The following is a 26,927-nucleotide window of genomic DNA, read 5'->3' as shown; positions in this document are numbered from 1 at the left end:
ACGTAAGTTCTTTTCCCACATGAAGAGAGTTCTGACGCCAACATCAAAAACCTTGGCTGCCTCGACATGGCTGTGCCCCTCTTTGATGGAATCTAATGCTCGCTGTTTAAAATCTGTACTATATGCCATAGCTTTATTATAACATGCTTGTTTGAAACTAAGCAACTATACTATAATTTGAATCCTTTTGCTCACGATACTACTATAGAAATCAAGCATGAGTAAAACCAGTGGAACTTACCCTGACACGGAATTCCACTGGTTTTTATGATTTTTCTCAGACTAACTTCCAATTCTACTAGCGGTGGAACTTACTTTGGGAATTTAGCTTGTATTCTCTACTCACTTTTTGAAAAAGTTACAAGTCCAATAACTGACAACAAGAGAGAAATTCCAGAAATACTTAGCATAATAGAAATCATGTTATTCTCACCAGTGGCTGGTAACTGTTTTCCTTCTTTGATGACTGTAGCTAAAAGCACTTGTTGATCACTTCCAGCTAGTGTTTTATTCTCATGCTTAGCTTCTATATTGGAATGATGTATTGTAATTGATGTAGCTTTCTCAATTTTATCATTGCTAATTGAAGGCTTAATAGTTGAGACTTGTCTATTTTGACTTACTAATTTAACAGGTTGCACTTGAGAAACTGGCTTGATCGTTACAACTGGTTTAGCTGGAATAACTGGATTAACTGGTGCAACTGCTTTAGTTGGATCAACCGGCTTAACTGGTACAACTGGTTTGGTTGGGATCTCTACTTTATTAGCCTTAAGTTTTACAACCGTTTCTTTTAGAGCTTTGATTACTTCATTAATTTCTTCTTGACTAGCTTCTGCATTTTCCAAAAGTAGCTTAGCTTTGTTGAAAATAAGATGATATGCATCTTTCTCCTCTTTGCTAGCTGTCAAAAATCTTGGATCTTTTTCTTGGAACTTCACTTCATCCTCGATAACATTCTTTAGGCTCATAAAATCTGTTTCTTTCCCATTCAGCTGGTCTTGAGCTTGCAAGAAAGTGGTCAACAGACGGTCAATTTCATCTTGAGTTATCAAATCTTTTGTAATTAATAATGCCAAGAGTTTAAATTCACGATCATATTGACCTTTGCGTTCTTGATCAGAATTTATATATTTACCTTTTTTAACTGTCTCAGCATATGCTTTAATGGCATTCTTCAATGATGTGATATCAGATTCCTTACCATCCAATGTTTGCATAGCAGACTCTAAAGCCTTAACAATTTGGTCAATTTTATCTTGGTTAAGTTTACTTCCTAATGCTAGTTGCGCATCTTTGACACTTTGCTCAAACATCTCTTTTAAATTCTGTTTTGTATTATAATATCTTGGAGTTTTAACTACTTCCATTTGTTTATTTAAAGCTGCAATCAGAGCTAACTTAGAAACAACTGAAAGTGACAAAACATTATTTTTACCAAACAGAACTTTAAATGGTTGAAGATTATCAAGTAATTCATAACCGTTTGACAGATTTACAAGAACTTTATATTCACCAGTAACCACTTTCTTACCATAAGAATGTTTACCATATGTTTCAGCTGGCAAGACTTGACTCTGACCGTCTTCACCTACTAAAGTAATCATTGTAGTTCCAGGAACAGCTTGATTAAAGCCAACTGTTACTGGGGCATATTTCATTTTGTTAGCCAAGAAGGTAATAGTTTGAAAACTATTTTCTTTCGTTAAATCAAATTCCTTAGATAGAGCACTCACAAATTTCAACTCTGTACGATCATAGCTAAAAATTTCTGCAACATAATGCCCAAATTTCAAGAAATTAATATCTTTTGACTTATCAACGGTTACATATTGACCTTCGCTATTTTTAATGCGATAAACATAAGTTGTATCAATCTCATCATTGGTTTTATTGTTTAGTATAGCAATTTTTACACGACCACTATTTTCTTCACCTACAAGATCTTTGAGAGATATAAAATCTACATTTCCCGCAAAGTCTTCCACATAATAGAAGATTTTCGATTTATCAATGTTCTTAGGAAGTGTATAACTACCATCTTCATTTTGTTTGATAATCTGATACTGTTCGATTTCTGAATCTGCCGCCTCTCTATTTTCAGAAGGACGAATATAAAAGACTTTTTCTAGAAGAATTCCGCCATTTCCGACATCCTGAGGTTTACGAGCTATAAATTGTTCTTGATTTTTTTGAGAACGAATATATCCCGAAGTAATCAGAGGTTTTTGTGTATCGATTTGAATTTTAAATATTGTGTATTGTTCTTCAGCTCCAGGGACATCTGGCTTATAACTAATAACATAGTCATAAATTCCATCAGAGACTCGATTTCCATTAGAATCCTGTCCTCCCCAAGCTGTTTTATCTACAATGTAACTTCTTGGATTTCTAGTATCGCCATCAAAATAATTTTTCACAAGGTCTGTTGGACGACTTTGCCAAATAGGCTGACTGTGTGTTGTATCCGAAGAATCATAAACAGTTGCACGAAGATTTACCAAGTTTCTATAGACAAGAGTTTTAAATTGAACAGAATCTTTATTACCATCATCGTTCGGCGAGATAGCAAGGCGAACATTACCCTTTTCATCTAATTGAAGATGGTATTTTCCTTCATCATCTTGTTTCACTCCGAGTACAGTCACTCGATTTCCTTGACGCTCTGCTTTTAAAACATTTACATCATTTTCAGAACTTGTTAAATAAGTTACATCGTCTGAAGGTGAAATTCCTGGATTATCTTTATCAATTTCAGAGTAAAATCCACTGTTTCCTTCCTTAATCAATTGATAAATTGGTTTTTCAATTGCAGGTAGATTTTGGAATTCTCCCTTAAATCCCATAAATGGTAAACCAATAACAGAACCATCATCTGCAGGATTGACAAATCTAACAAATCCTTCTAGAAAATAACCATTTGGCATTATTTTGCTAAGTTCTTCAGTAAACTTACTTGTATCTACACTAACTGTTACTGTCTTCGTACTATGAGCTTTCACAGTTACTTCGGGCCAAACTGTTTCAGTTAGTTTTCGTGGACGGAGAGTGAATTTTCCTTCTTCAACTTCGTCCGTATTTGTATTTACAATCATCTTCAATGTTCGGTCTTTATCCGAAATATTATGAATTGTAACTTCAAAGGTAAATTTATCACCAACATTACCAAGAGTAACACTTGGATAATTATTTGCACCTGTTACAAATAGATCTGTGCTTGTTGCCGCCATCGTGTCAACTACGCCAGCACCTTGGTGACGTGGAGAAGTATAGGCTCCAGTTTGTTTATTAAAATGTGGTTTTGCAGTAGACATAATTAAAGCTTTTACAATCTCTGAAATTTGACTAGCTGATAATTCAGGATGTTTCTTTGCTAAATATTCTTTGACTAATGCTGCGACACCAGCTACATGAGGGGCCGCCATACTTGTTCCACTTATACTTCCATAACTATTGTCGTTAAATGATGAATAGATATTTCCACCAGGTGCAGTAACATCTGGTTTCAATTGTCCATCTGTTGTAACTCCCCAACTTGAAAAATCTGACAATTGGTCTGCAACATCTGATTTACGATTATCCATCTTGTGATTAAAGACAATTTTATACTGACCAGACTTAAGAATTTCACCATAATATTTTGAAATAAAGACAGATGGGATTTTCTTAGCATCACCTGTAACAGACATACTAACATTTGCACCTTCAACGTTGTTATAAATTAAAACTCCAGCTGCACCGTGTTGAAGAGCATTTTTAATCTTATCAGAGAAATGGATTTTACCACGTTGAATCAGTGCTAACTTACCTCTTACATCAATATTAGCAAAATCTTCTTCACGACCAATACCCGTTGCTACATATTCGTATTCTTTCCCTTTTTCAAAATCTTTTTCTGTTTCAGGTCTATTAAAATCAAACTTACCATAATCAAGGGTAGCGTCATTTTCTAAACCTTTTACTTCAAAGACTTCAGTAGTTAGAATTTTATTATTAATCGAAGCAACAGAAATTGAATCTTCTACTGTAGAGGGATTTCCGACGAGACCATAATCAGGATTTTCTGCTAATGGTTGTGAAAAACCTCTACCGAAAGTATTGCTATTACCAGCAGCAATAACAACAGATACTCCTTTAGTGCGTGCTCTTTTTACTGCTTCAATAATATCTGAACCCGCATCTACAGTTGAACCCGCACCTGCACCCAAACTCATATTGATCACATCCGCACCTAACGCAACTGCGTCATCAACGGCTTTTACATAGAGGGCAGAGGCTGTAGTTTTATCTCTATCTGAAAAAACTCTCATAAACATAATTTGAGCTTCTGGCGCCACCCCATAAACCTTCTCAGAATTCGGGGCTTTATTAATTGGATTTCCAGCTACAATACCAGTAACGTGCATTCCATGAGACTCTTTTTCAGCCTCTTTTATATTATCAGTTCCATCAAAGTAATCATAAGCATATACTACCTTGTCACTGTACCATTTTCCATAGTCAATACCGGCAGCTTTTTTAGCTTTTTCGATATCATCCTGATTTTTAAATTTCGCCTTTGACGGATCAGAAATACGCAGAACTTCATGATTCAAATCAAGGCCTGAATCTATAACAGCGACTACAGTTCCTTGCCCTTTGTGTCCTGCTTCCCATGTTTTAGGGACAGTAATCATTTCATTACTGGAGATACTATTTGGCTTTTCTTTATGTCCACTTTGAGATAACGACTGTGATTGTGAACTTTCGGAAGAAGAACTTCTTTCTACTGCTGATTCTTCCTTCTTCTCTTCACTTTTTATAGCAGTCTTTTCTTTCTGTGTGATTACATTCTTGTCTGACTTATTATCTCTATATTCTATAGAATCATCTTGTTTTACTGACGCTGTCGCTTCTGTTTTTTCCTTTGAAGAAGAATCTAGAGCATTCTTGTCAGCCGTGACTGACGGTGCGAGCTTATTTGAATCATCTAATTTATTAATTATTACTGCATGTGTAACTTGATTGGATGTTTCAAATTTCCCCTCAGCAGCACTAACCTGTACTAAAGCAAATCTGCATGCAAAGACCGATAGCAGAAAAATCGTTGCTATTTGGTACTTTTTATGACAAAAATCTTTGCAGTCTCCCATAAAATCACTCCTTTTTATTTAAATTAAAAGTATTATATCCTAAATTATCTGAAAATTCTATCAAAAACTTATTTTGTAACAAAATTGTAATATTAATCACTCTTCTCATGTAATTTAAACATAAAGAAATTTAATCTCGATTAATACAAGACTAAATTTCTTTATTAAATAATTACTTTCCATTCAATTACTCATTAAGCAAAAACCTTACTAATCACGGTCATAGAATAGTTCATGTGCTTTTATAGTAGATTGAAACTAGAATAGTACACCTCTACTTCTAAAACATTGTTAGAAATCGATTTGACTGTCCTGATCGATTTGTCCTATTCTTATTTCATTTTACTATAATCGTGAATTAAGCATTTCAGGAACTGTGACAAACGTAACCGTACAATAACGAAGTCTATTGAAAAATCTCCAGATTAGTGAACTTAGCGATAGTTCCTAATCTGGAGATTTCTTATTTTCACCTTTCTTGTACAACTTTAGTCCATGGTAAATAAGCCTCTAAAACCTCTTTGTTTACGAGAGTTTCCTCGTTTGGAAGACATTCTAGAAGATAGGATAGATATTTCTCGCTATGTAATTGATGACGTTTAGCTGTTTCCAACAAGCTCATAATAATAGCTCTTGCTTTAGCTCCTTCAAAACTTTGAGAAAACAACCACCCTCGCTTTTTAAAATTTAGCTTAGGCTAAAAGAGTCCACTGGACTCTTTTACTCCGTCCCATTTTAGCGTGACTACCACGCTTTGTTCTATCTTTCTTCATATTTAAATAATATCAAAACCAAGCATTAATTTCAATGATAAATAAGTAAACTCATGGCTTTTGAGTAAAGAAAAAAGCTTAGAATGAACTAAGCTTTTTAAAAACGAATCGTTTCACGTGTTTTCTCATATGAGGTAACAAAGCGATTGGTTACACCAGGCTCTGCCACTTCCAATGCTTGAGAAATCTTGTCAAATGAAGCGTGATAATCAAATTCTTTTTCAAAAATATCTAAAGCTTCGTTAAATGCTTCTTGAATGCGTTCATCAAATGAGCGATAGCGGTTAGAATATTGCAAGAGTTGCTCTGTTAAGGTTGCATATTGTACAATATTATAAGTTTCCATTTCTAAAGCTTCCATATCATTCGTTGCAATTTCAAGAACTCGGGTAACAGATTCAATGTTAATCATTTTCTGTTCTAACTCAACCATTAAATCCTCGGTATTATTGCTTGCCGTAAAGAATAACTTCAAGAAAGTTTGTGGAATACCTGGCAGATTGCGTTTTTCCATGTATCGCTTGATAGTATGGAGACGATTGACATAAACATTGGCCTTTTGACGTGCATTAATATCATCTTTCTCAATTTGTGTCAGGCGCTCACTAACTGAAATTTGCTCATCTTCAATATCTTTTAGTTGAGTTTGTAAATCCTCAAGATTTTCTTCAAGAACTGAATAAGCTTGGGTTGGCTCTTCTTGATTTGAAGTTACCTCAACAATAGCTGCCTCAAAACTCTCTAATTCTGTCTGAATACGACGAACATGGCTTGCAACTGTCTCAGGAAGTAAATAGGTCTTGTTCAAACGTGCAATATCTTCTCCCAATAAAGTATTATTCTCTTTCATATGTTGAAGGTAAGTTGGAAGAGTTGCAAGTAGATTTTCCACTACTTTCTGAGCAGCAATTTCTCGAGTAAAAATATTATACAAGGCATTGATTTCCTCTTGTGCCTGTCCATTCTCATATTCGGCATTATCCAATTCCAACTGACGAATATTCTCTTGGTTTTTCTTGAATGCTTCATAAAGCAAGTGGAAACGTGCTTCAATATCCGTTTCAACAAAATGATAATTAGCATCTAAGAGCTTACGATAACCATCTTCTAAATCTTCTAGTTGATCTGGTAGCTCTTTAGATAATGTTGTTACAATTGCTGGTATACGATCAACGATATGTGTCAAAGCCAAGATATGATTTTCAGCATTATCCAAAATCACAGCAGCTTCCACAGGGTCACCCGATGAATTCAAGGTTACAAATTGTGAAAATTCAGATTGGATATTTTCTAATTGTTTTTCAATTTCATCCAAGGCTTGACCATACTGTTCTGAATTTTCAGCAACTCTATGCTGAAGTTCCTCAAATAAATCCAAAGCATGAAGAACACGACCACTATTTTTAGATTCTTGCTTCTCTAAGTCTGCCAAAGCATTGCGAATTTCAGCAATATCTTCTTCAATCAAAGTAATTTGACTCTCAATTTGGTCAATTTGATGACTGGCCTTGAGAAAACGAAATGAATGGTTATAGCCTTCTGCTTCAAAGAGATTATTTTCAATATCGGCAAAAGAGTTGAGAGATAAATCGACCCATTTTTGATTCCATTCACGGAAAGCCACTTGACTTTGTCCAATCAAGTGCATATTTTTTACAGCTTCCACTTCATCATTTACTGGAAGATTGTATAGTTCTTCTTTTCTTTCTTCTAGCGCCTCTAATCTCCCCTCGTTTCGCTTACGTAGAAAGATTGCCACTACATAAGCCAGAACTAAAATGACTGCAATTGCAACCATTAAATAAATTAGTTGTCCATTAGACATATCAAACTCCTTTTTTACTTGAAACAATCGTAACGATTATATCATATTTTTTAGACCAAGGGAACTACTTCTCCCTATTTTTTAGACATCAAGTGTACTATAGACAGCATTTTCTTCGATAAACTCACGACGAGGCTCTACTCGATCCCCCATCAACATATCAAAGATTTTATCTGCTTCTGCAGCATCATCTACAGAAACTCTAGCCATCAAGCGATGTTCGGGATCCATGGTTGTTTCCCACAGCTGATGATCGTCCATTTCACCTAGCCCCTTATAACGCTGAATAGTCGGTTTGGTACGACCTTCACTATAACGGGCTAAAGCTTCTTGGAGTTTGATTTCTTGATCTGCACCCGGCTGGATATATTCTTTAATCTCGCTTCCAACCTTGACACCATAGATTGGTGGTTGGGCAATATAAACATAACCAGCTTCTAGGATTGGTTTCATATAACGATAAATCAAGGTTAAAAGAAGGGTACGAATGTGGGCTCCATCGACATCGGCATCAGTCATCAAAACGAGTTTTTGGTAACGGGCTTTCGAAACATCAAATTCTGCGCCAAACCCTGTTCCCATGGCTGTGAAAAGACTACGAATTTCTTCGTTAGCTAGAATCTTATCCATGCTGGCTTTTTCAACATTCAAAATCTTACCGCGGATTGGAAGAATTGCCTGAAACTCACGATTACGACCAGATTTGGCTGATCCACCAGCTGAGTCTCCTTCGACGATGAAGAGTTCTGTTTCAGCAGGATTGTTAGAAGAACAGTCTGCTAGTTTCCCTGGAAGGTTGGAAATTTCCAAACCAGATTTTTTACGAGTGACTTCACGCGCACGCTTGGCAGCCACACGAGCCTTGGCAGCCAAAATCCCTTTTTCCACGATACGCTTGGCAATCTGTGGATTTTCCATGAGGAAATCGGAGAAGGCTTCACTGAAGAGGCGATTGGTAATCTTGACCACTTCGCTATTTCCCAATTTGGTCTTGGTTTGTCCTTCAAACTGTGGATTTGGGTGTTTAACTGAGATAACTGCAGTTAATCCTTCGCGGACATCTTCCCCAGTTAAATTATCTTCATTGTCTTTCAGTAACTTATTCTTACGAGCATAATCGTTGATAACACGTGTCAAGGCTGTACGGAAACCTTGTTCATGCGTTCCACCTTCATGGGTATGAATATTATTGGCGAAACTCATGACATTTTCATGGTAACCAGTTGTGTACTGCATGGCTACCTCAACTGTGATATCATCCATCTCACCGTCTGTATAGATTGGTGTATCAAAGATTACATCCTTGTTCTCGTTTATATATTCAACGTAACTAGCAATCCCACCTTCATAATGATAATGCTTGGTTTGTTCCAAACCTTCACGCTTATCTGTAATTGAAATTTGAAGACCGCGATTTAGAAAGGCCAACTCTTGAATCCGTTTATTTAATTTATCAAAATCAAAGATTGTTGTTTCAGTGAAGATTTTTGGGTCCGGTGTGAAGTGAACAGTTGTTCCTGTTTTATCCGTATCTCCAACTATTTCAAGATCTGCGACAACATGACCACGACGGTATTCTTGGTAATGAATCTTACCATTTTTGTGAACATGAACGTCTAATTGAGTTGAAAGGGCATTAACAACTGACGACCCCACGCCGTGAAGACCACCTGAAACCTTGTATCCGCCACCGCCAAATTTTCCTCCAGCGTGAAGGACAGTAAAGACAGTCTCAACGGCAGGTCGACCTGTTTTTTCCTGAATATCGACTGGAATACCACGCCCATTATCCACAACAGTAATCGAATCATCTGGCTCAATAAAAACTTGAATATGGCTGGCAAATCCTGCCAAGGCCTCGTCAATTGAGTTATCAACAATTTCCCAGACTAGATGGTGAAGACCTTCTTTTGAGGTTGATCCAATGTACATCCCTGGACGCATACGAACAGCCTCTAAGCCCTCTAAAACTTGAATTTGACTGGCATCATAATCCTGTGCCTGCAGATTTTTGATTTCTTCTGTCATCTTATTCCTTTTTCTTACATGTCTAATACTTGTCTTAAATTCACGATACTGGTAAACAAGTGGGTATCAAGTCCTGCAGCTTGACCTGCTTCGATATCAATCGGTCGATCACCAATGACAAGACCTGAGCTAATCTGATACTTTTTTCTTAAATAAAGCACGGACTCGGGATTTGGCTTTCTCTTAAAGCCTGAGCTAGAAGTCACCACTTCTGTAAAATAAGCTGCTATAGAGGTTTTTTCTAAAATTTCCAAAACCTGATTATTTCGATGAGAGACCAAAAAATGACGGCCACCTTGATTTGAAATGTCTTCCAATAGGTCAAAAACTCCTTCAAATAAAATCGGGTGTTCAAGCTCTCTGGCTTCATTTTCCTTGTACTTTTCTAAAAAATTCTCTAAATTGGGAGCGAATGTCTCAATCGCCAAATCAGTAGAAACCTTTAAAGCTTGATAGACACTGTCATGGTCTTGTATAATGCCATACAGTGCCAATGTTTCAACAAATGCAGCTGTTGAAATTTCATAATTATCCAGTAAAGTTCCACCTAAATCCCAGATATAATCGTGATATTTCATACCCTTCATTATAGCATTTTTTTATGAAAAAAGCGATGATTTCCCTGATTTTTCCACATAAAAAACGAGAGAATAACTCCCGTTTTACTGATTTTTACCAAAGACATCTCGATAGAGCATTCCTGTTCGTAAAGTCTCTGCGTCCCCTCCTAGTTGCTCCACCAACTCGTAGGCAAAGGCAAGGGCTGTTGAAGGACCCCGACTGGTTGTCAACTGACCATCTACCACTACTGTTTCCTTGACGTAGTGACCATCAAGGATTTGCTCTTGAACGCCGTCATAACAAGTGTATCGCTTATTTTTCAATATCTCTGCTTGATTAAGGGCAATTGGTGCCGCACAAATGGCTGCTAGTTTCTTCCCTTCTTGCTCGAAGCTTTGCAATTCTTGAATCAAGGTCTGATTATCACGTAAATGTGCAGAACCAGGCATACCTCCAGGAAGAACAATCATATCATAGTCTGATAAATCTCCATCAAAGACATGATCTGCTCTTACTTGGATTGCATGCGAACCCGTTACTTGCTCTTCAAAACCAACCATATCACATGTGATATTGGCTCGACGCAAGACATCTACAACTGTCAAGGCTTCAATTTCTTCAAAGCCCTGAGCTAACATAACTGCTACTTTTACCATGATTTTCTCCTTATTTAATTTGTTTTAATACAAGCTTTTTCCGTTTGAATGGGACTTTTCCGCTCTTTTCTTCAGCTAGATTAGTCTGGTAACTCATCGATAAAAGCAAACCAACACCAATCAGATTACTGATAATAGCTGATCCCCCTTGCGAAATGAAAGGCAAGGGAATCCCCGTCAAAGGAAGTAGTCCAGTCACAGCACCGATATTCTCAAAGATGTGGAAGAGCAACATCATAATCAAACCTGTGGAAATATAAGTGTAGAACTGGTTATTTGATTTAAGAGTAATCTTCAACATACGGTAAATCAACATGAGATAGAGGGCAATAACCAGGACAGAGCCAATAAAGCCAAAATCTTCTGCAATAACCGTAAAAATCATATCTGACTCTCGAACTGGGATAAGCAGATTCGAAGCATTAAATCCCTGACCAAATAAGCCACCACTCCCAATGGCAATCTGCCCTTGAGCCTGCTGGTAAGTCGTTGTTTGGGCAAACTCAAAGGGATTGAGCCAAGCCAGAATCCGATTAATTTGGTAGGTCGGCATTCCAATCTGGTGAAGAAAAGCTCGTCCGTCCTTGCTAATAAAGATAGCTAAGAAACCAGCAACTCCTGTTACAGCAGTCACAAATACTGGGATAATAATTTTCCAAGAAACCCCTGATAATAAAACGATTCCTGAGAAAATGGCTACAAAAACCAAAGCCGTCCCCAAGTCACTTTGAAGTGCTAAAAGAACTAGGACTGGAATGGTAAAGAGAATCATCCAGAAAATTAACAAAAAGTCCAGCGGAACCGTGCGTCTCCATTCCTTATGTTTCTTTGTAAATTGGACAATAACACGAGCCAACATGAGGATATAGGATATCTTCATAAATTCTGACGGTTGGAACAAGGTGATGCCATTTACCGATACCCAGTTTTTGGCACCCGTTGATGCAACTAAGCTTGGATTATAAAAGACAATCGGCAAGACCATGAGTCCCAAGCCTAAAATATATAGAAAGGGGGTCACCTTCCAAAGAAATTCAGTATTAAAGAGCATGACCACAAAACCAATCACAAGCCCCAAGGCAATCCATGCGACCTGCTGCCCTAAAATGGGCAGAATATTGTTTGGATAATCATGACTAACGGCTATATAAATAGCCACCACGCCAATAACCAGTAGAAAAAACACTGGCAAGAGCAAACTATAATCGACTCTAGAGTCGAGAGAACGTTTCATATATACTAACCTTATACTTTCATACAATACTATTTATCAAAGTTCATTTAAAAATTTATCAACAGCTTCATCAACTTCGGATCGAGAGACGGTTTTAACAGTCGCTTCTTTTGCTAGAGAAGTCACTATTTGCTTACCATATCGTTTTCCGACAATTCTCCTATCCAAAATAAGAGTTAAAGAACGTTGGTGTTCGCGTCTCATACTTCTTCCCAAAGCCTGTTTTAAACGAATAATGGCCATTGGCAATTGATAATCATAAAAGGCATTTTTCCCTTCTTGAATTAGTTCCTGATTGATCTTTTTCGTCAAGGGCTCTTGGGGATTTTGGAAAGGAAGTCTTGGTACAACTTGAATCACAAAAGGATGACTTGAAAAATCAACTCCCTCCCAGAAACTTGCTGCACCAAGCAAGATTTGTTGTTCTCCTTTTTCAAAGCGCTTCTTTAGCTGATGAACATCCCCATTTTTATACTGGGCCAGATGGCTTACAGGAAGTATGTCTGAAACTGCTAGAAGCATATCTTTAGCGGTAAAGAGAACCAAAATCGGTTGCTGGAAAGCTTGAATTTCCACTAGTAAATCAGCTACCTCTTGGGCATAGACTTCTAAGGAAGTTTCTGTCACCAGAGGGAAATCTTTGACCAAGACCACTTCTTGGTCCTGTTTTCTACGAGCTTCAATCTTGACAAATTTGGCTTCAGGATAGCCTAAAAGGTCGGCCAAAGAAACTCTCTGACTAATCTCAAGAGTAGCCGATACTCCCAAGACTTGGCAACTCTCAGGAAGTAAAGAGGACAGAAGAGTACGGCCTGATTTTGTAGAAGAAATCTGAATTTTCTTTTGACTCGTTTCAGTTACTTCAAGCCAGTAATCACCTTCAGCTGTAAAATAGCGAACCAGCTCATCAAAGCCTTCTACTTCTAATTCTGAAAAATACTGATGGAGATTGTCCAGAGAATCTAAGATATTTTTCCTAGATTTACCAGACTGAAATTGTTCTATCAAGTAGAGACACTCAAAGCGAATACTTTCTAGTATCCGTTGTTGAACCCTGTTTTCTTCTCCTACTAAAGCCTTATCAATTAAATCGATAATAGATTGTATATCGTAGGTCTCTTGAAGCAGATTTTCTAAAGCCAACAAAACTTTTTGAACTTCATCGATAATCAGTAAACGGTCACTGACAAATTCAGGATTATCTTCAAGTCTAGTTACAAGATAGGCATGATTGGTCACTAAAAGTTTGCAGGTTTGTGCCCTTTCTTGACTTCGTTTCCAGAAATCTTCCGTCACAAATAAGCTCTTGGATGATAAATTCCCGTCATGACGAAGATCTGTTAGAAAATGTTGGTAACGGTAGAGTTGACCAATTTCATCCAAATCTCCTGTCTCTGTCTCTGTCAGCCAGACCAAGAGTTGCATTTTAAAGCGTCTAAATAAGCGATTTTCATCATTTTCCTGCAAGGAACGATAAAAGGCATCCAACTTCAAATAATTTTGAGGCCCCTTTAAACTATGAATATCTATATGGAACACTTCCTTGAGACGTTTACCTTCTTCTTCCATGATTTGATTTTGAAGAATCTTTGTCGGAACGCTAAGGACAATCTGATGCTCTTTGGCTTGAGATAAAGCGGGTAAGAGATAGCCATAAGTTTTCCCAATCCCAGTCGGCGCTTGAATTAATGATACAGGCTCATCTTTCAATAGCAAGCCAACCTCTTTAGCAAAATTTTCTTGCTCCTCCCTCACTTCAAGATTCAACAGAGAAATATTTTTAGAAAAATCTTGAGATAGTTTTCGTGACTCCATGGGATCTGCAGTTTTCTTGAAATACAGTCCTTGAACTTGGACCAAATCTGAAGAACTCAGAATAGATTGGCTGCGATAAATTTCTTCAATAACCAGGTAGGACTCATATAGGAGGGCGTCAGCCATTTCCAGCAAGCGTTCCAAGAGTCCTTTAGGAAGTTGTGCCATCTTTTCTCGTAAAAAAAGAAGTAATTCCGCAGTAGCTTGGGCATCTGAAAGGGCTGTATGGGCGTGCTTAAGAGGAATTCCTAATTCTCGGCACAATATCGGCAAACTATATTTTTCCAGTTCAGGGAAAAAGACCTGAGCCAATTCGACCGTATCAACACGAGGATTTCTTAGCTCATAACCTTCAAAAAATAAATTTTCCGCCAAAAGATTGGCATCAAACTGAACATTGTGGGCTACAAAAATCCCATCCTCTACCAAGTCAAAGATTTTTCTAGCAACTTGCGAAAAATCAGGTGCTTGCGCCAGACGTTGGTCTGTCAATCCTGTCAGTTCTTTGATATGAGCATCCAAGGGTTCATGTGGATTGACATCCGTCGTATAGTGATCAACGATTTTTCCGTCCTCAATCACGACAATTCCCACTTGGATAATTTTAGCCTTACTACCTGTGCTAGTTGCCTCTAAATCCACCACAACATAGCGATTACCAATCGTTTTCATTATAAAAAATTATACCAAAAAAAGGGCCATTTGGCACCTGCAAACATAGGATAATTTTTAAACTCAAGAAGGTTACTTTTCTTAAAAATCCCAGCAAACAGAGCATCCTAGCCTACTGATTTTTTGAAAATAGTGAAGAAATACGAAAAATTGAGAGAAGAAATATTTGTATCTTCCTTCTCTCAACGAATCATTTACTTTATTTAACCATGTCAGGATCGTAGTCATAAAATCCTGTATCAAGGAAACGGTTTTTAGGGTGAAGTTTACGCACTTCTTCATCCAGCAAGAAGGCTTGGTCATGGCTAAAGTTGCCCTCTTGAATCAAGCTACGCGCTTGGATAAAGAGTTTTGCAATCTCAACAAAGTTTTGACCTGGAGTATAAAGTCCTTCTAATTTCCAGTGAGTAAAACCGTGCTCTACCAATTCTGTCAATTTAGTCATCAAATCAAGGTCATTGTTGGCAAAGATGTGGGTCCCATGATTATCTTCAAAAATGGAATAGTGGCTCTCAGGATCACTTGGCTCAGCCAAGAAAAGGTCACGCTTGCGCGTCTTTTCATCATCGATATGCGTAAAGTTATAGTAGTTTTGCAAGAGTGGACGTTTAGAATGATGGATGACACTAGCACCGTAAACCAAAACTTCAGCAGGAATTTCCAAAATCTCTGGCATTTTAAAGAGTTCAGCAGATGGAATTTCACGCGCCAAAACAGCCTCAGATGCGCCAGCCTTTTGTCCCCAGAAGTTAATCTGACGACTGCTTGTCACCATAGTTGAAGCATCGTAGATGGTCTTAAATGAATAACCATCGCGGTTGACTACGTAAAAGACACCTGCATCCCCAATCGTAATGTAATCGGTCTTGATTTCTTCCAAGAAGTCTAAGAAAGGCTTGATACAGTCCATCATGTCTTGGTGCATGAGGGCATTGACCGCAACAATCAATTCCTTACCAGCATCATGAACCAGATTAGCGATTTCACGCAATTGGTCATGACTAAAGGTTGTTGGCAGACGAAGGCCAAAATCTTTCTCACCGACATAGATACGGTCTACGCCAGCTTCGAGCAGTTGTTCAACTTGTTCAATACTTTCAGCAGTTGCTGTAATGATAATCTTTTCCATAGGAAAAATTATACCATATTTCTCCAAAATCAGCCATGCTTTGAAAATGAAAAGGGACTTTATTCTTTTTGTAACCTTTCTGTAATAATTCTCTGCTGAAAAAATGATAAAATAGGTATGTACTGTTAAGGAGAGAATCATGCCCGTAAGAAAATTACAATCCTATGAGGTAGACTATCAAGAAGAATTAAACCAGCAACTTCCTCATTATCAAGCTTATACACCTGAAGCACAAGCTGATAGCAATCTCAAAGAAATTTTATTTTTTGTCAATATCGCTGTTTTTTGTATCTGCATTGCCATCTTTAGTTTTATCTTTTTGTCGTTAAAATTAACAACTGTGCTCGCCTTACCTGCAGCAATAGTATCCAGCTTACTTGTTTTAAAAGTCCAACGCTCTGTTATCAAACGAAAACTTAAAAAATAAACATATCGCCCCATCTGGAGCGATATGTTTATTTTTTCTTTTTAGATGGTGTGTGGATGGCAATCTTCACTTCAAAGATTGTTCCCTTGGGTTTATTATCTTTGACAGTAATGGTTCCTTTTAGAGCATCTACAATTTGCTTGGCTAGGGATAATCCTAAACCAAAACCACCTTTTTGCCGGGTTCTAGCCTTGTCGACTCGATAAAAACGATCAAAAATTTTCTTTTTATCTTCTGTCGAAATACCGACTCCATTATCGGAAACTAGCAAATAAAGATTACGATCGGTCGCCGAGATAAGAAAATCAATTTCACCATCCTCTTCAGTATACTTGACAGCATTATCAAATAGGATAGTCATCAACTGCTTCAAGAGAAGTTGATCCGTCACAATCGGACGATGGATCCGATTTTCAAAACGGAAGACACGATCATTTTCCGACGCAATCATCTCATAGTTTGTGAAAGTTGTATTGAAAAAACTGGTTGGAACTTCTGCAAGTTCCGGCTTAATCCAATCATCTCTCCGAGCTAAGTTCAACAAGTTCGTTGTCAAAAAACGCATATTTCGGACTTCTTCCAAACTCGATGCAATGCTTTCGCTCACATCCATAATGGTAGCTTCTGGCTTACGGAAAAGGGTCTCTAAGCGATTTTGCAAAACTGCAAGTGGAGTTCGTAACTCATGACTGGCATTTTCCACAAAGGACTGTTGCTTCTGCATGCTCTCAAGCAGGGGCCTAACACTGACCCTAGCTAGATAGAGACTGGCAAGCAAAGACAAAATCCAGAAACTTACCATCACAACCACAATTAATTGCTCATGCTTTTGACTGGCCTGCTCCAACTGACTGGTATTAATCAAGACAGCGGCATACTTGATATTAGTTGAAACCGAACTGATATTGGTTTCCATCAAAATCATGCGATAGATTTCTTCCTGCCCATAGCTATTAAAAACCTGAATCTGGTAGATATGTCCTAGTTCTTTTTTCTCTAACTTAATCTTATCCAAGCCCAAAAATCGATTTCCAGAAAGGAGCTGGGTAAAATTCTTATCAAAAAGAATAACCTCCGTATTGGAGCTGACATTGGGTTTTATCTCAGTCTTGCTAGTATCTGTAGCGGCATTTTCTAAATCTTTAATCTCTTCTGTTGCCCTATTTACTGCCAGCTGAATAACTGCCTGAGGATTTTCACTCAGTCCGTGGAGCTTATCATCTACTGAAGTATAAAGACTCGAATGCATGACCTGTAAAATAATCAGAGTCATTGTCGAGAAAATCAAGGTAAAGACACCAAAGTTGCGGATAAAATAACTAAAGTCATCCGCATACCATGTTTTTTTTAGTTTACTGAACATCTTTTAAAATATACCCAACACTGCGCAAGGTTTGCAAATTCTCTGCAAAAGTGGTTCCTTTTAATTTCTTACGGACTTTTGAAACATAGACTTCGACAACTGAAATCGTTGTATCACTATCAAATCCCCATAGACGATCAAAAATCTGCGTCTTAGGCAAAATAACATTTTGATTTTGAAGGAAATAAACCAATAAATCGAACTCTTTCCCCAGCAATTCGACAGTAGTATCTTCAACCTTAACTGTATTTGTTGATAAATTGATGAGAATATCTCCATAAGATAGCGTATTTTCATTAAACTTGCCTGAACGTTTGAGAAGGGCCTGAATCCGCATTTTGAGTTCTTCTAGGTAGAAAGGCTTGGTCAGATAATCATCCGCTCCCAGTTCAAATCCATGTCCCTTGTCATCCAAACTTTCCTTGGCAGTCATGATCAGAACTGGAGTTGTAATCCCCTTTTCACGCAATTCTTTCAAGACTTGGAAGCCATTTTTTTCTGGTAACATCAAATCGAGCAAAATCAAGTCATAGACACCACTTTCAGCTTCGTAGAGACCTTCTTCTCCATCAAATACCTGCATGACATCCGCAAAATCGTCTAAAAAGTCAAATACTGAATTTGACAGACCTAGGTCATCCTCAACTAATAAGATTTTTATCATGAGAAACTCCTCCTTATTAAAACCATTATACCAAATTTGCCTTAAAAAAACTCAACTCTCTGCATTTTATATGAGATAGCTGAGTTTTCTTTTATTTAGTCTTAATTATTTAGTTCCGTATTGAAGAACAACTGCTTCCACTGCAGCTTTTTCACGGTTAATCAAGTCAACACGCGCTGCAATTTCTTTGATTCCCATACCGATGTTACGGCTAAGAGCAAGGTCAGAAAGTTGCGGTTCAAAGAACTCCTTGTATTCCGCCAAGCGTTGCTGAGTCTTAAATACGTGAGCAGGAAGGATGACAAAGCTATCAAAGCTCATATCTCCACCAAGAGCTGCCTTAATCCAAGCCCAGTTTTCACGCGCCCAAGACCAAGCTGGTTCCTGAGTTACTTGGTGAGCTAGGAATTGGTAATACCAAGCAGACAAGTCCTGTGGTTTCACCACAAATTTGTCCTTCCAAGCAGCAATCAAGGTTTGGATATTGTCCGCATCTTTACTATAGGCAAGAGCAGATGCCAACTGACGTTTAAAGACAGCATCTGTTGCATGAGTATAAGTATCAAGATAAAGTGCTAACAAGTCTTTAGTCTCATGATGTTTCATCTCATTGATCAGAACTTGTGAGCGAATAGCTGCTGGAAGTCCTGCAAGATTCTCCTTGTGAGCCGCGAAGATTTGGCTAGCGACTTGACTAGCTTCTGCATCATTTGAGCGAATCATCATCGAAACAGCCAACTGACGAACCAATTCATCCTCATCTGATTCTCCGTCTTTAGCTTCAAAACCAAGACGGTTATAGTTGTGACGAGCCAATTTAGCAACCAAGGCTTTGAAGGCTCTTTCAGCTTCTGTTCCTTCATCGATAAAGCGCTCAAGGGCAGAAATGACTTCAGAAACAGCTGAAACGACAAGGTAAGATTCTTCTTTAGCAAGTTTATCAAGGACTGGGAGCAAATCTGCATAAGAAATGTGTCCTGCTTCAGCAAGCAAACGACGTTCTTGGACGATTTGCAATTTGCTTGTGTTATCAAGATCAACTAGGTCAGAAAGAACAGCATCTAACAAGTCTCCTTGATAGCCTGTAATGTAGTGGGCTGTATTTTCAGTGTTGAGACGAAGAGCTCCTTCATTTTCAGCAAGAAGAGCTGCGTAGCCAGGGATTTCGATACTTTCAGTTTCGAGTGTATCAGGCAAGCCTTTCCAGTTGCTATTGAGTGGCACCACCCAGAGACGGTTCTTGTCTTCGTTCTCACCGATGAAGAATTGTTTTTGTGAAATCTTCAAGACATCATTTTCAACTTTGACAGTAAGAACTGGGTAACCAGGCTGTTCCAACCAAGAATCCATGAAGGCTGCGACATCACGTCCTGACGCTTGACCAAGGGCATCCCAAAGGTCACGACCAATGGTGTTGCTGTATTGGTGTTTTTCAAAGTAGGCATGCAAACCTTTGGCAAAATCAGCATCTCCTAGCCAACGGCGAAGCATGTGCATGAGACGGCTTCCTTTGGCATAGACGATAGCACCATCAAAGAGGGTATTGATTTCATCTGGGTGTTTGACTTCGACGTGAACAGACTGTACGCCATCAGTCGCGTCACGTTCAAGAGCAAGAGGTACTCCACCTGTTTGGAAATCTTCAAAGATATTCCAGCTTGGCTCGATAGCATCCACACAGACGTATTCCATCATGTTAGCAAAGCTTTCATTGAGCCAAAGGTCATCCCACCATTTCATAGTAACAAGGTTACCAAACCATTGGTGAGCCAATTCATGGGCCACAACAAGGGCAACTTGTTGACGGCTAGCAAATGTAGAGTTCTCATCGACAACCAAGTAAACTTCACGGTAGGTCACAAGACCCCAGTTTTCCATAGCACCAGCTGAGAAGTCAGGAAGGGCGATGTGGAGAGATTGAGGAATTGGGTACTTAACTCCATAGTAATCTTCGTAAAACTCGATAGAGCGAACAGCGATATCCAGTGAGAAATCAAGATTTGAAAGTGGATGTGCTTTGGTTGAGTAGACACCTACCAGGGTACCATTTTTAGTTTTAGCGGTCACCCCTTGCAAATCACCAGCAACAAAGGCCAACAAGTAAGAAGACATGCGAGGTGTTGTCTCAAACTTCCAGATACCTGTTTCCTTACGGTTTTCAACATCGATTTCTGGCATGTTTGACAAGGCCAATTCACCTTCTGCTTGGTCAAAGCGAAGAGAGAGGTCAAAAGTTGCTTTGGCTTCAGGCTCATCCACACATGGGAAAGCTTCGCGCGCAAAATGGCTCTCGAACTGAGTAGACAAGACCTCCTTCTTGACTCCATCAACTGTATAATAAGAAGGGTAAATCCCTGTCATGTTGTCTGTAATTTTACCAGAAAAGGCAAGAACCAATTCAACTTGACCAGCCTCAGCCAATTCGATATGAAGGGCTTCATTGTCATGGTCAACTGTAAATGGACGAGCTTGACCTGCAACTTCTACAGAGGTGATTTCCAAATCTTTTTGGTGGAGGGAGATGCAGTCACTCTGTGCTTGACCAGTGATGGTCACTTTCCCAGAAAAAGTCTTGGTCTCACGACTCAAATCTAAAAATAAATCATAATGTTCAGGAACAAATTGCTTAATAAAATGTTCAACTGCTTGCATAGTTTTCTCCTATTCTAAGTTTAAGAGCTGCTGCTCTTCTTCAAACAAACTTATTATATCATATTTTGCTTGAGAAAAAAGGATTGGACAGCGATTTCCAAAACTTTCTTCCTTCTAATAGTCTACAGTGGGTAGACCTTGCGAAATTCTTCTAAAACAACCTTGCTTTCAGGTGTAAAAGTCAGTCCTGCTTCACCCAAACAGTCTCTGAAAAAGTCCTCATGAACCTGGCGCCAATAGGCTAAAGATTTGTCTCCCTCACCTTCCTTATAGGCATGGTCAGCTGACACTCGATTGAAGGGGTTAACAGAAACCTTTGTAATTTCGACAATGCAGACAGCCTGATTTTGACTATCTAAAATGACATCGAAGGTCCCTTCTTGCGGAAGGGGTTCGTCCTCTACTGCGTAGAGATCGTAGGCTGATGCTGTTGCTGTCTTTTCTCCTTTAAACACCAAATCCGCTAAAAGATCTGGTTCAACTCCAAAAGCCCAAGCATCGATTTCATCTCCGATCAAAGGATTGATTTGCTTGTATTTATTCCACATTTCTTGCGGTATCATGGGTACTCCTTTGTAATTTTTTACTTTCTTCTTTTATGTGTTTAAGATGATCTGGATGGTCAATCTCTAAATCAAAAATCTCTGGAATAGAACTGTAGTGGATAATGCACTTGATACCCAACTGATTCATTTTTTGTATGAAAGAAGTATTCAGATAGCCTGCTACAGCAAAATCAATCTTGTTCTTTCTTGCTTTATCCTGCATATCTCTTAGCATATCTAACATTATTGGACTTTCCATATCATGCCATTGACTGTTTCTCATAGTCGCAAAAACAAAGTAAGTCAAATCATTCATTCCAACTACAATCTTTGAAATGCCCGTTTCCAGTATACTAGATAAGTCAAAATACGCTGACGGTAATTCAATCATCGTTCCGACTTTCCCAGTAAAGCCATACTGACGCAATACTGTAATAGCTTGTTTTAATTGGTCGGCATCATTGACAAAAGGAAAGATAAGAGATAGATTGGGGTTGGTTTGATAAACTTCTGTAACGACATGTGCTTCAGCCTGAAATTCATCCAAACACGCCAGTAAACGCCTAGTTCCTCTATAGCCAAACAAGGGATGCCCTTCGTCAAAAAACTCTTTAGTCCCCACTAAACAATTGGCTTCTGTATTCGTTAATTCAGTAAAACGATACCAAACTTCTTCATCTGAGTACAGGGAGCAGATAGTCTCTAGATAATCTTTTACAAATTGCTGACAACTTGCTAATATGATGTTTTGATTAAGCTCTCTCAACAAATATTCCCCACGAATCATGCCGACGTGGTGAAATAGTTGAGGATAAATTTTTTCAAGAATTTTTTCGCCACTAAGGGCAAGTTGATTTTTCATAGCCATTCACCTCGTCTTAAAAGATACAATATCATATATAATTATATGAAACTTTCCTCTAGTTCAAAAGCTTCATAAGGTTCAGATAACTCATATCCTAAAAATTCTGCTACTTTTTTGGAAGCCTCATTATGAGCATCCCAAAGTGGAAACATATCTCTATTTAAACTCTCTAGAATCATTGCAGCACCAAGCTTTTTAGCAAATCCATTCCCTTGTTCGTTTGGTCTAGTTGCAACTTCCACTTCAACTGCTTTACGGTAAACTAACCCTGAGGAAATCCCAGCAATCAGTTCATTATTTTTAAGAATCACAAAGCCAAATCCACCTTTTAAAACAAAATCCTGATAGGACTCAAAATCCCCCTGTAAATCCTGTGACCATTCTTCCGTAGAAAAGCAGTTATAAATATGATTATCAATAGGCACAATATTGTAACCTTCCTCTAAATGAGTAACTAGATTATTTAAAAATTCAACTTGAAAATTTGCCTTATCTTTAAAAGAATAGCGAGTAAAAGAATTTAGCCCCACTTTTCGATGCAGAAAATCTTGCCAATTAGTATTTTCTGAAATAATAATCTTATAATCTAAACCATATTTTCTAACAAAATCTTCCCAAAATCTGGAATCCAACTCCCCTGCTAGGTATAGAAAATTCCCAACATCATAAAAGCTTGTTGTCCTATCATTGTTTCGGTAGACAGTTCCAATTTGAGATTTAAGACCATAGAGAACCATATTTTTCTTCCATGTTTTAAATAGTTCCATTATCCCTCTACTTCACCTTCCAATTCATGTAAGAAGTCTTGTCCAGTTCTGGAAATCCTAATAATTCAGACTTAACCTTCGAGACTAATGGCGATGCATTTTCTTCTGTAATCTCTTGAATATCCATCCAAATATATCCAAGTGAATCATTCGCACCATCAGACACAGCTTCCGAAGTCGTAACTTGAGGTGCACTCTCATTCATTTCAACATCATACAAGGCCATGACATGGTGAACCATAAAATTTGTTAACTCTTCTCTGACGAAAACATCGTAGATTCGAGGATTAGAGTAGCTTCTAACAGTAAATCCCGTCTCTTCCATAACTTCTCTAGTCAGCGTTTCCGTCAGTCCTTCACCAAGTTGCTGACTGCCTCCAGGTAGATCATACCGATGTTGATAAGGGCCTCTCGTTTTTTCAATGCAGAGTAACTTCCCATTTTCTAAGCAAACAGCGTAGACTCCAAAGTGTCTTTTGATTTCCATCCAAATCCTCCTACTTCAAAGACCAGCCACCATCTATTGTCAGAATTTGACCCTGCATGGCAGATACCTTACCACTGGCCAAAAAGAGACTGACTTCTGCCACTTCCTCTGGTTCAATCCAGCGCTTGATTGGTGTTTCACTAGCAACCCAGTCAGCCAATCCACCTGGCTCAAAATCTGCAGAGGTCATAGCTGTCTTGACTGCTCCTGGAGCGATACCAAAGACCTGAATCCCAGCTTCAGCATAGTCTAGAGCCAACTGCTTGGTAAAGCCAGCCAAGGCATGCTTAGAGGAAGTATAGGCGTGACCACCTCCACCTGCTAGGCTAGAAGCAATGGAACACATATTGATGATGATTCCCTTTTTATTTTCCAGCATTTGTGTCAAATAATACCGAGTCAACTCAACAGGAGTCATGTAGTTAATTTCAAAAATCTCTTGAATGTCCTGCGCTGATTGTTCCAATAGGGTTTTATAATCATCCAAAACTCCTGCAGTATTACACAAAATATCTACCTGAGGACACCAGTCAAAAATAGGTTCCAAGTTCAAGGTCAAATCTCTCTGTAGAAAGTGGAAATCACCCTGTAATAGTGGATTTTCACCTTGATCCACTCCATAAACTTGAAAGCCCTTCTCTAAAAAGAGTCGAGCCTGAGCTAGGCCGATCCCTGAACTCACTCCCGTAATCAATACACGTCTAGTCATGCACTTCTACCCAATCTGTCGCCAAAACATCACAAGGTGTCGGGCTCCACATGGAAAAACCTTCTCCTTCTCCAGACACGTTGATTAGGAAATAAGGTGTCACTTCAAGTGCAACCCCATTTTGCTCGATAGTGTCAAAAAGTTGGACATAGTTTTCAGCACCTCCCCAACCAGTTCGTACATATTTTTTCTTAGCCTTTAACCCAGGCAGGATTTCTTCAAAAGTCATGTTATTCTCCTTTAAAATCAATAATTCTTCCCTTCATTATAACAAAAAAACCGCTTTGCAACGGCTTTTTGACTGTGATTTATTTACATCTGCTTCTACTTACGGCAAATTATTCCCTGCTGCAAGATAAATTTCATACCATTCTTTTCTTGTTAAGCTAAAGTTTGCCGCTTGGCTAACTTCTCTCAAGTGATTAGGATTTGTGGTACCTACGACTGCCTGCATTTTTGCTGGATAACGCAATATCCAAGAAATGGCAATAGTTGAAGGGGTTACTCCATATTTAATAGCTAAACGATCAAGTACTTGATTTAAAGCTTGAAATTTCTCATTTCCAACAAAATTCCCTTTAAAATACCCGAATTGTAAGACAGACCAGGCTTGAATGACCACATCGTGTAATTGGCAATATTCAAAAATGCTGCCATCTCGCATAGCTGCTTGACTATCTTCCATATTAACATGAAAACCTGATTCAAATCCTGGAGTAAAAGCCGCACTCAATTGTAGCTGATTAACAGCTAACGGCTGCTTGACATCTTTTTTAAGTAACTCCATCATCATAGGATTTTGATTAGAAACTCCAAAATCTCGAACCTTACCTTGTTTATAAAGGAGATCAAAGGCTTCTGCTACTTGGTCAGATTCCATCAAAGCATCTGGTCGATGAAGAAGCAAGCTATCTAGATGATCAATCTTCAATCTTTGCAAAATACCGTCAACTGATTTTATAATATAGTCCTTAGAAAAATCAAAATAGGTAAATTCTTCAATGCGAATGCCACATTTGGACTGAATCCACATCTTTTCTCTTAAATCTGGACGATTTTTTAGGACAAGACCTAGCAGTTCTTCACAACGACCACGACCATAAATATCAGCCAAGTCGAAAGCATTGATTCCAACAGAAAGTGCTGTTTCTACAAGCTCTTCAACTTCTTTTACAGACTTATCTTCTATTCTCATCATTCCGAGAACAATTTCTGATAATTCTTTGTCATCTTGACCAAGAGTTATGTATCTCATCAAATTTTTCTCCTTTAATTCTACATTCTTCATTTAATTATAACAAAAAACCGCTTTGCAACGGCTTTTTGACTATATTTCACTCCATTTTATCTTCTTAAACCCACGGAACAAGACAAAGATTCCAATAAAGAGGACAGCTAAAGGAATAATCTTTGTGAGGAAAACATTTGAAATGCCCATCCACTCATAATAACGGAGCAGAGAACCCACCACAAGATGGGCAACAATCATACTGACAAAGGGACGAAAGACAGCTTCTTTCCAATTCCAAATACTGATGACTAGAGAAAGCGTAAAGACAAGGAAACTATCCCAGGGAGCAGGAAGATAAAATGCTCCTTCTTGTACAAAACTTCCTATTCCTACATATCCCAGAACAACTAGAAGGACAAGAATCCCAACGACAATATAGGTGCCAATTTTCATTTTAGGAGAATCTTGGACTAAGCCCCAACGTAAGATTGTGGCCACAAGTCCAAATCCAATCAGAAAAAGAAGAAGTTGCCCTAAAAAAGTAAGCAAATTGACTGTTAAGAGAGGACCTTTAGAAAAATCACCCAGTAGATGATAGTAACGTAATACCACTAGGACAAAAATTGGTGTTAAAAGGGACTCCTTGATAGAACTGTGTGGTGCTTCCTTGAGAATCTCTTTCATTATTTTTTTAGGATTCTTACCTAAATAATCCTCTGCACTCATGCCATCTCGTTCTGCTTCTGAGAAATCTAGCATCATCAAATAGATCTGCTCTCTGAGATAGTCTTCATCATAGAGAAATCCAGCAAGATTAAAACTATCCCACAGTTCCTCAAAATACTGCTGATTGTCCTCAGAAAACTCATGCAACAAATTGTTTGTTTCTTCATAATACTTCATTTTCTTCATGGTTTAACCCCCATTCTTAATCCCTTCTACTTTTTGACTCAAATCGTCCCATTGTTGCCAAAAGACCGAGACACGCTCTTCTCCTTCTTTGGTTAACGAAAAATACTTCCGATCTGGACCATCTGGCGACGGGCGCATGTCGCCTCTTATCCATTGATTTTTTTCTAACTTTTGCAACAAAGGATAAATAGTTCCTGGAACGATAGTATCAAATTCAGCCTCTCGCAAAGTCTGAACCAACTCATAACCATACCGCTCTTTTTGACCAATCATATCCAAGACACAACCTTCAAGAACACCTTTTAACAGTTGAGTTTCTTTCATCCCTTCTCCCTTCTAATCTATTTTGTAATACCTACTAGTAGCTTCAGCTATAGTATACCACTTCCACACTAGTTTGTAAAGCATAATAGTTAATACTCTTCGAAAATCTCTTCAAACCACGTCAGCGTCGCCTTAGGGTATATATGTGACTGACTT

At 38.3% G+C, this 26,927-nt stretch carries 22 protein-coding genes and 1 pseudogene; 1 reads left to right on the top strand and 22 read right to left on the bottom strand.

Annotated features, from left to right (window positions below; genetic code table 11):
• The 10 genes and pseudogenes from HT708_RS07050 to HT708_RS07005 all read right to left on the bottom strand — a co-directional run.
• The coding region (locus tag HT708_RS07050; RefSeq protein WP_240148173.1) for a transposase at positions 1 to 129 on the bottom strand (129 nt) is incomplete at its 3' end.
• 209 nt (positions 130 to 338) lie between these two features.
• Entirely contained in the window at positions 339 to 5,132 is a 4,794-nt protein-coding gene (locus HT708_RS07045; protein WP_000502031.1) for a S8 family serine peptidase, read from the bottom strand.
• Positions 5,133 to 5,601: 469 nt separating this feature from the next.
• Positions 5,602 to 5,811, bottom strand: a pseudogene (locus HT708_RS07040) (transposase domain-containing protein); the annotation flags it as partial.
• Positions 5,812 to 6,002: 191 nt separating this feature from the next.
• A complete protein-coding gene (gene ezrA / locus HT708_RS07035; RefSeq protein ID WP_172926187.1) occupies positions 6,003 to 7,730 on the bottom strand; it encodes a septation ring formation regulator EzrA in 1,728 nt (575 codons plus the stop codon).
• A gap of 81 nt (positions 7,731 to 7,811) precedes the next feature.
• Positions 7,812 to 9,758, bottom strand: a complete 1,947-nt coding sequence (gene gyrB / locus HT708_RS07030; RefSeq protein WP_050208456.1) for a DNA topoisomerase (ATP-hydrolyzing) subunit B — start codon at positions 9,756 to 9,758, stop codon at positions 7,812 to 7,814.
• A gap of 14 nt (positions 9,759 to 9,772) precedes the next feature.
• Positions 9,773 to 10,336: an HAD family hydrolase gene (locus HT708_RS07025; RefSeq protein WP_031222428.1), complete on the bottom strand. Its 564-nt coding sequence runs from the start codon at positions 10,334 to 10,336 to the stop codon at positions 9,773 to 9,775.
• A gap of 84 nt (positions 10,337 to 10,420) precedes the next feature.
• Positions 10,421 to 10,975 carry a DJ-1 family glyoxalase III gene (locus HT708_RS07020; protein WP_172926186.1) on the bottom strand — a complete coding sequence of 185 codons (555 nt, stop codon included), beginning with the start codon at positions 10,973 to 10,975 and terminating at the stop codon, positions 10,421 to 10,423.
• Between the two features lie 10 nt (positions 10,976 to 10,985).
• Positions 10,986 to 12,209, bottom strand: a complete 1,224-nt coding sequence (locus HT708_RS07015; RefSeq protein ID WP_172926185.1) for an FtsW/RodA/SpoVE family cell cycle protein — start codon at positions 12,207 to 12,209, stop codon at positions 10,986 to 10,988.
• 36 nt (positions 12,210 to 12,245) lie between these two features.
• Positions 12,246 to 14,696, bottom strand: a complete 2,451-nt coding sequence (locus tag HT708_RS07010; RefSeq protein ID WP_172926184.1) for a bifunctional DnaQ family exonuclease/ATP-dependent helicase — start codon at positions 14,694 to 14,696, stop codon at positions 12,246 to 12,248.
• A 199-nt stretch (positions 14,697 to 14,895) separates the two neighbouring features.
• Positions 14,896 to 15,825: a peptidase U32 family protein gene (locus HT708_RS07005; RefSeq protein WP_172926183.1), complete on the bottom strand. Its 930-nt coding sequence runs from the start codon at positions 15,823 to 15,825 to the stop codon at positions 14,896 to 14,898.
• Positions 15,826 to 15,964: 139 nt separating this feature from the next.
• Here HT708_RS07005 and HT708_RS07000 point away from each other — a divergent pair, with 139 nt between their 5' ends.
• Positions 15,965 to 16,252 (top strand): DUF3270 domain-containing protein, encoded by a 288-nt coding sequence (locus HT708_RS07000; protein ID WP_049511743.1) that lies wholly within the window; start codon positions 15,965 to 15,967, stop codon positions 16,250 to 16,252.
• A 28-nt stretch (positions 16,253 to 16,280) separates the two neighbouring features.
• On the opposite strand, the gene ciaH is transcribed toward HT708_RS07000, so the two are convergent.
• The 12 genes from ciaH to HT708_RS06940 form a co-directional block, all read right to left on the bottom strand.
• A complete protein-coding gene (ciaH, locus tag HT708_RS06995; protein WP_172926182.1) occupies positions 16,281 to 17,615 on the bottom strand; it encodes a two-component system sensor histidine kinase CiaH in 1,335 nt (444 codons plus the stop codon).
• Positions 17,605 to 18,279, bottom strand: a complete 675-nt coding sequence (gene ciaR, locus HT708_RS06990) for a two-component system response regulator CiaR (protein WP_000590628.1) — start codon at positions 18,277 to 18,279, stop codon at positions 17,605 to 17,607. Before ciaR ends, ciaH begins: the two co-directional genes overlap by 11 nt.
• Positions 18,280 to 18,384: 105 nt before the next feature.
• On the bottom strand, positions 18,385 to 20,931 hold the full coding sequence (locus HT708_RS06985) for a M1 family metallopeptidase (RefSeq protein ID WP_172926181.1): 2,547 nt from the start codon (positions 20,929 to 20,931) through the stop codon (positions 18,385 to 18,387).
• A 122-nt stretch (positions 20,932 to 21,053) separates the two neighbouring features.
• Positions 21,054 to 21,494 (bottom strand): ASCH domain-containing protein, encoded by a 441-nt coding sequence (locus HT708_RS06980; protein ID WP_172926180.1) that lies wholly within the window; start codon positions 21,492 to 21,494, stop codon positions 21,054 to 21,056.
• Positions 21,469 to 22,338: a putative PEP-binding protein gene (locus HT708_RS06975; RefSeq protein ID WP_172926179.1), complete on the bottom strand. Its 870-nt coding sequence runs from the start codon at positions 22,336 to 22,338 to the stop codon at positions 21,469 to 21,471. The genes HT708_RS06980 and HT708_RS06975 overlap by 26 nt, the downstream gene beginning before the upstream one ends.
• A gap of 41 nt (positions 22,339 to 22,379) precedes the next feature.
• The gene (locus HT708_RS06970) at positions 22,380 to 23,108 is read right to left on the bottom strand and encodes a GNAT family N-acetyltransferase (protein ID WP_172926178.1); all 729 of its coding nucleotides are present in this window, start codon (positions 23,106 to 23,108) and stop codon (positions 22,380 to 22,382) included.
• 7 nt (positions 23,109 to 23,115) lie between these two features.
• Positions 23,116 to 23,595, bottom strand: a complete 480-nt coding sequence (locus HT708_RS06965; RefSeq protein ID WP_000403937.1) for an NUDIX hydrolase — start codon at positions 23,593 to 23,595, stop codon at positions 23,116 to 23,118.
• A 10-nt stretch (positions 23,596 to 23,605) separates the two neighbouring features.
• A complete protein-coding gene (locus HT708_RS06960; RefSeq protein WP_172926177.1) occupies positions 23,606 to 24,304 on the bottom strand; it encodes a 3-oxoacyl-ACP reductase in 699 nt (232 codons plus the stop codon).
• Positions 24,297 to 24,533, bottom strand: a complete 237-nt coding sequence (locus tag HT708_RS06955; RefSeq protein ID WP_000141913.1) for a DUF2829 domain-containing protein — start codon at positions 24,531 to 24,533, stop codon at positions 24,297 to 24,299. The genes HT708_RS06960 and HT708_RS06955 overlap by 8 nt, the downstream gene beginning before the upstream one ends.
• Positions 24,534 to 24,632: 99 nt before the next feature.
• Positions 24,633 to 25,559 (bottom strand): aldo/keto reductase family oxidoreductase, encoded by a 927-nt coding sequence (locus HT708_RS06950; RefSeq protein WP_001269443.1) that lies wholly within the window; start codon positions 25,557 to 25,559, stop codon positions 24,633 to 24,635.
• Positions 25,560 to 25,631: 72 nt separating this feature from the next.
• A complete protein-coding gene (locus HT708_RS06945) occupies positions 25,632 to 26,447 on the bottom strand; it encodes a hypothetical protein (RefSeq protein WP_100104025.1) in 816 nt (271 codons plus the stop codon).
• Positions 26,448 to 26,450: 3 nt separating this feature from the next.
• Positions 26,451 to 26,771 carry a PadR family transcriptional regulator gene (locus HT708_RS06940; protein ID WP_000665417.1) on the bottom strand — a complete coding sequence of 107 codons (321 nt, stop codon included), beginning with the start codon at positions 26,769 to 26,771 and terminating at the stop codon, positions 26,451 to 26,453.
• Between the last annotated feature and the right edge of the window lie 156 nt (positions 26,772 to 26,927).

The organism is Streptococcus sp. 3613, from assembly GCF_013277375.1.
GTDB classification, from domain to species: Bacteria; Bacillota; Bacilli; order Lactobacillales; family Streptococcaceae; genus Streptococcus; species Streptococcus pseudopneumoniae.
The sequence above is the reverse complement of the archived record's forward strand: the minus strand, read 5'-3'. Positions and strand labels throughout refer to the sequence as shown.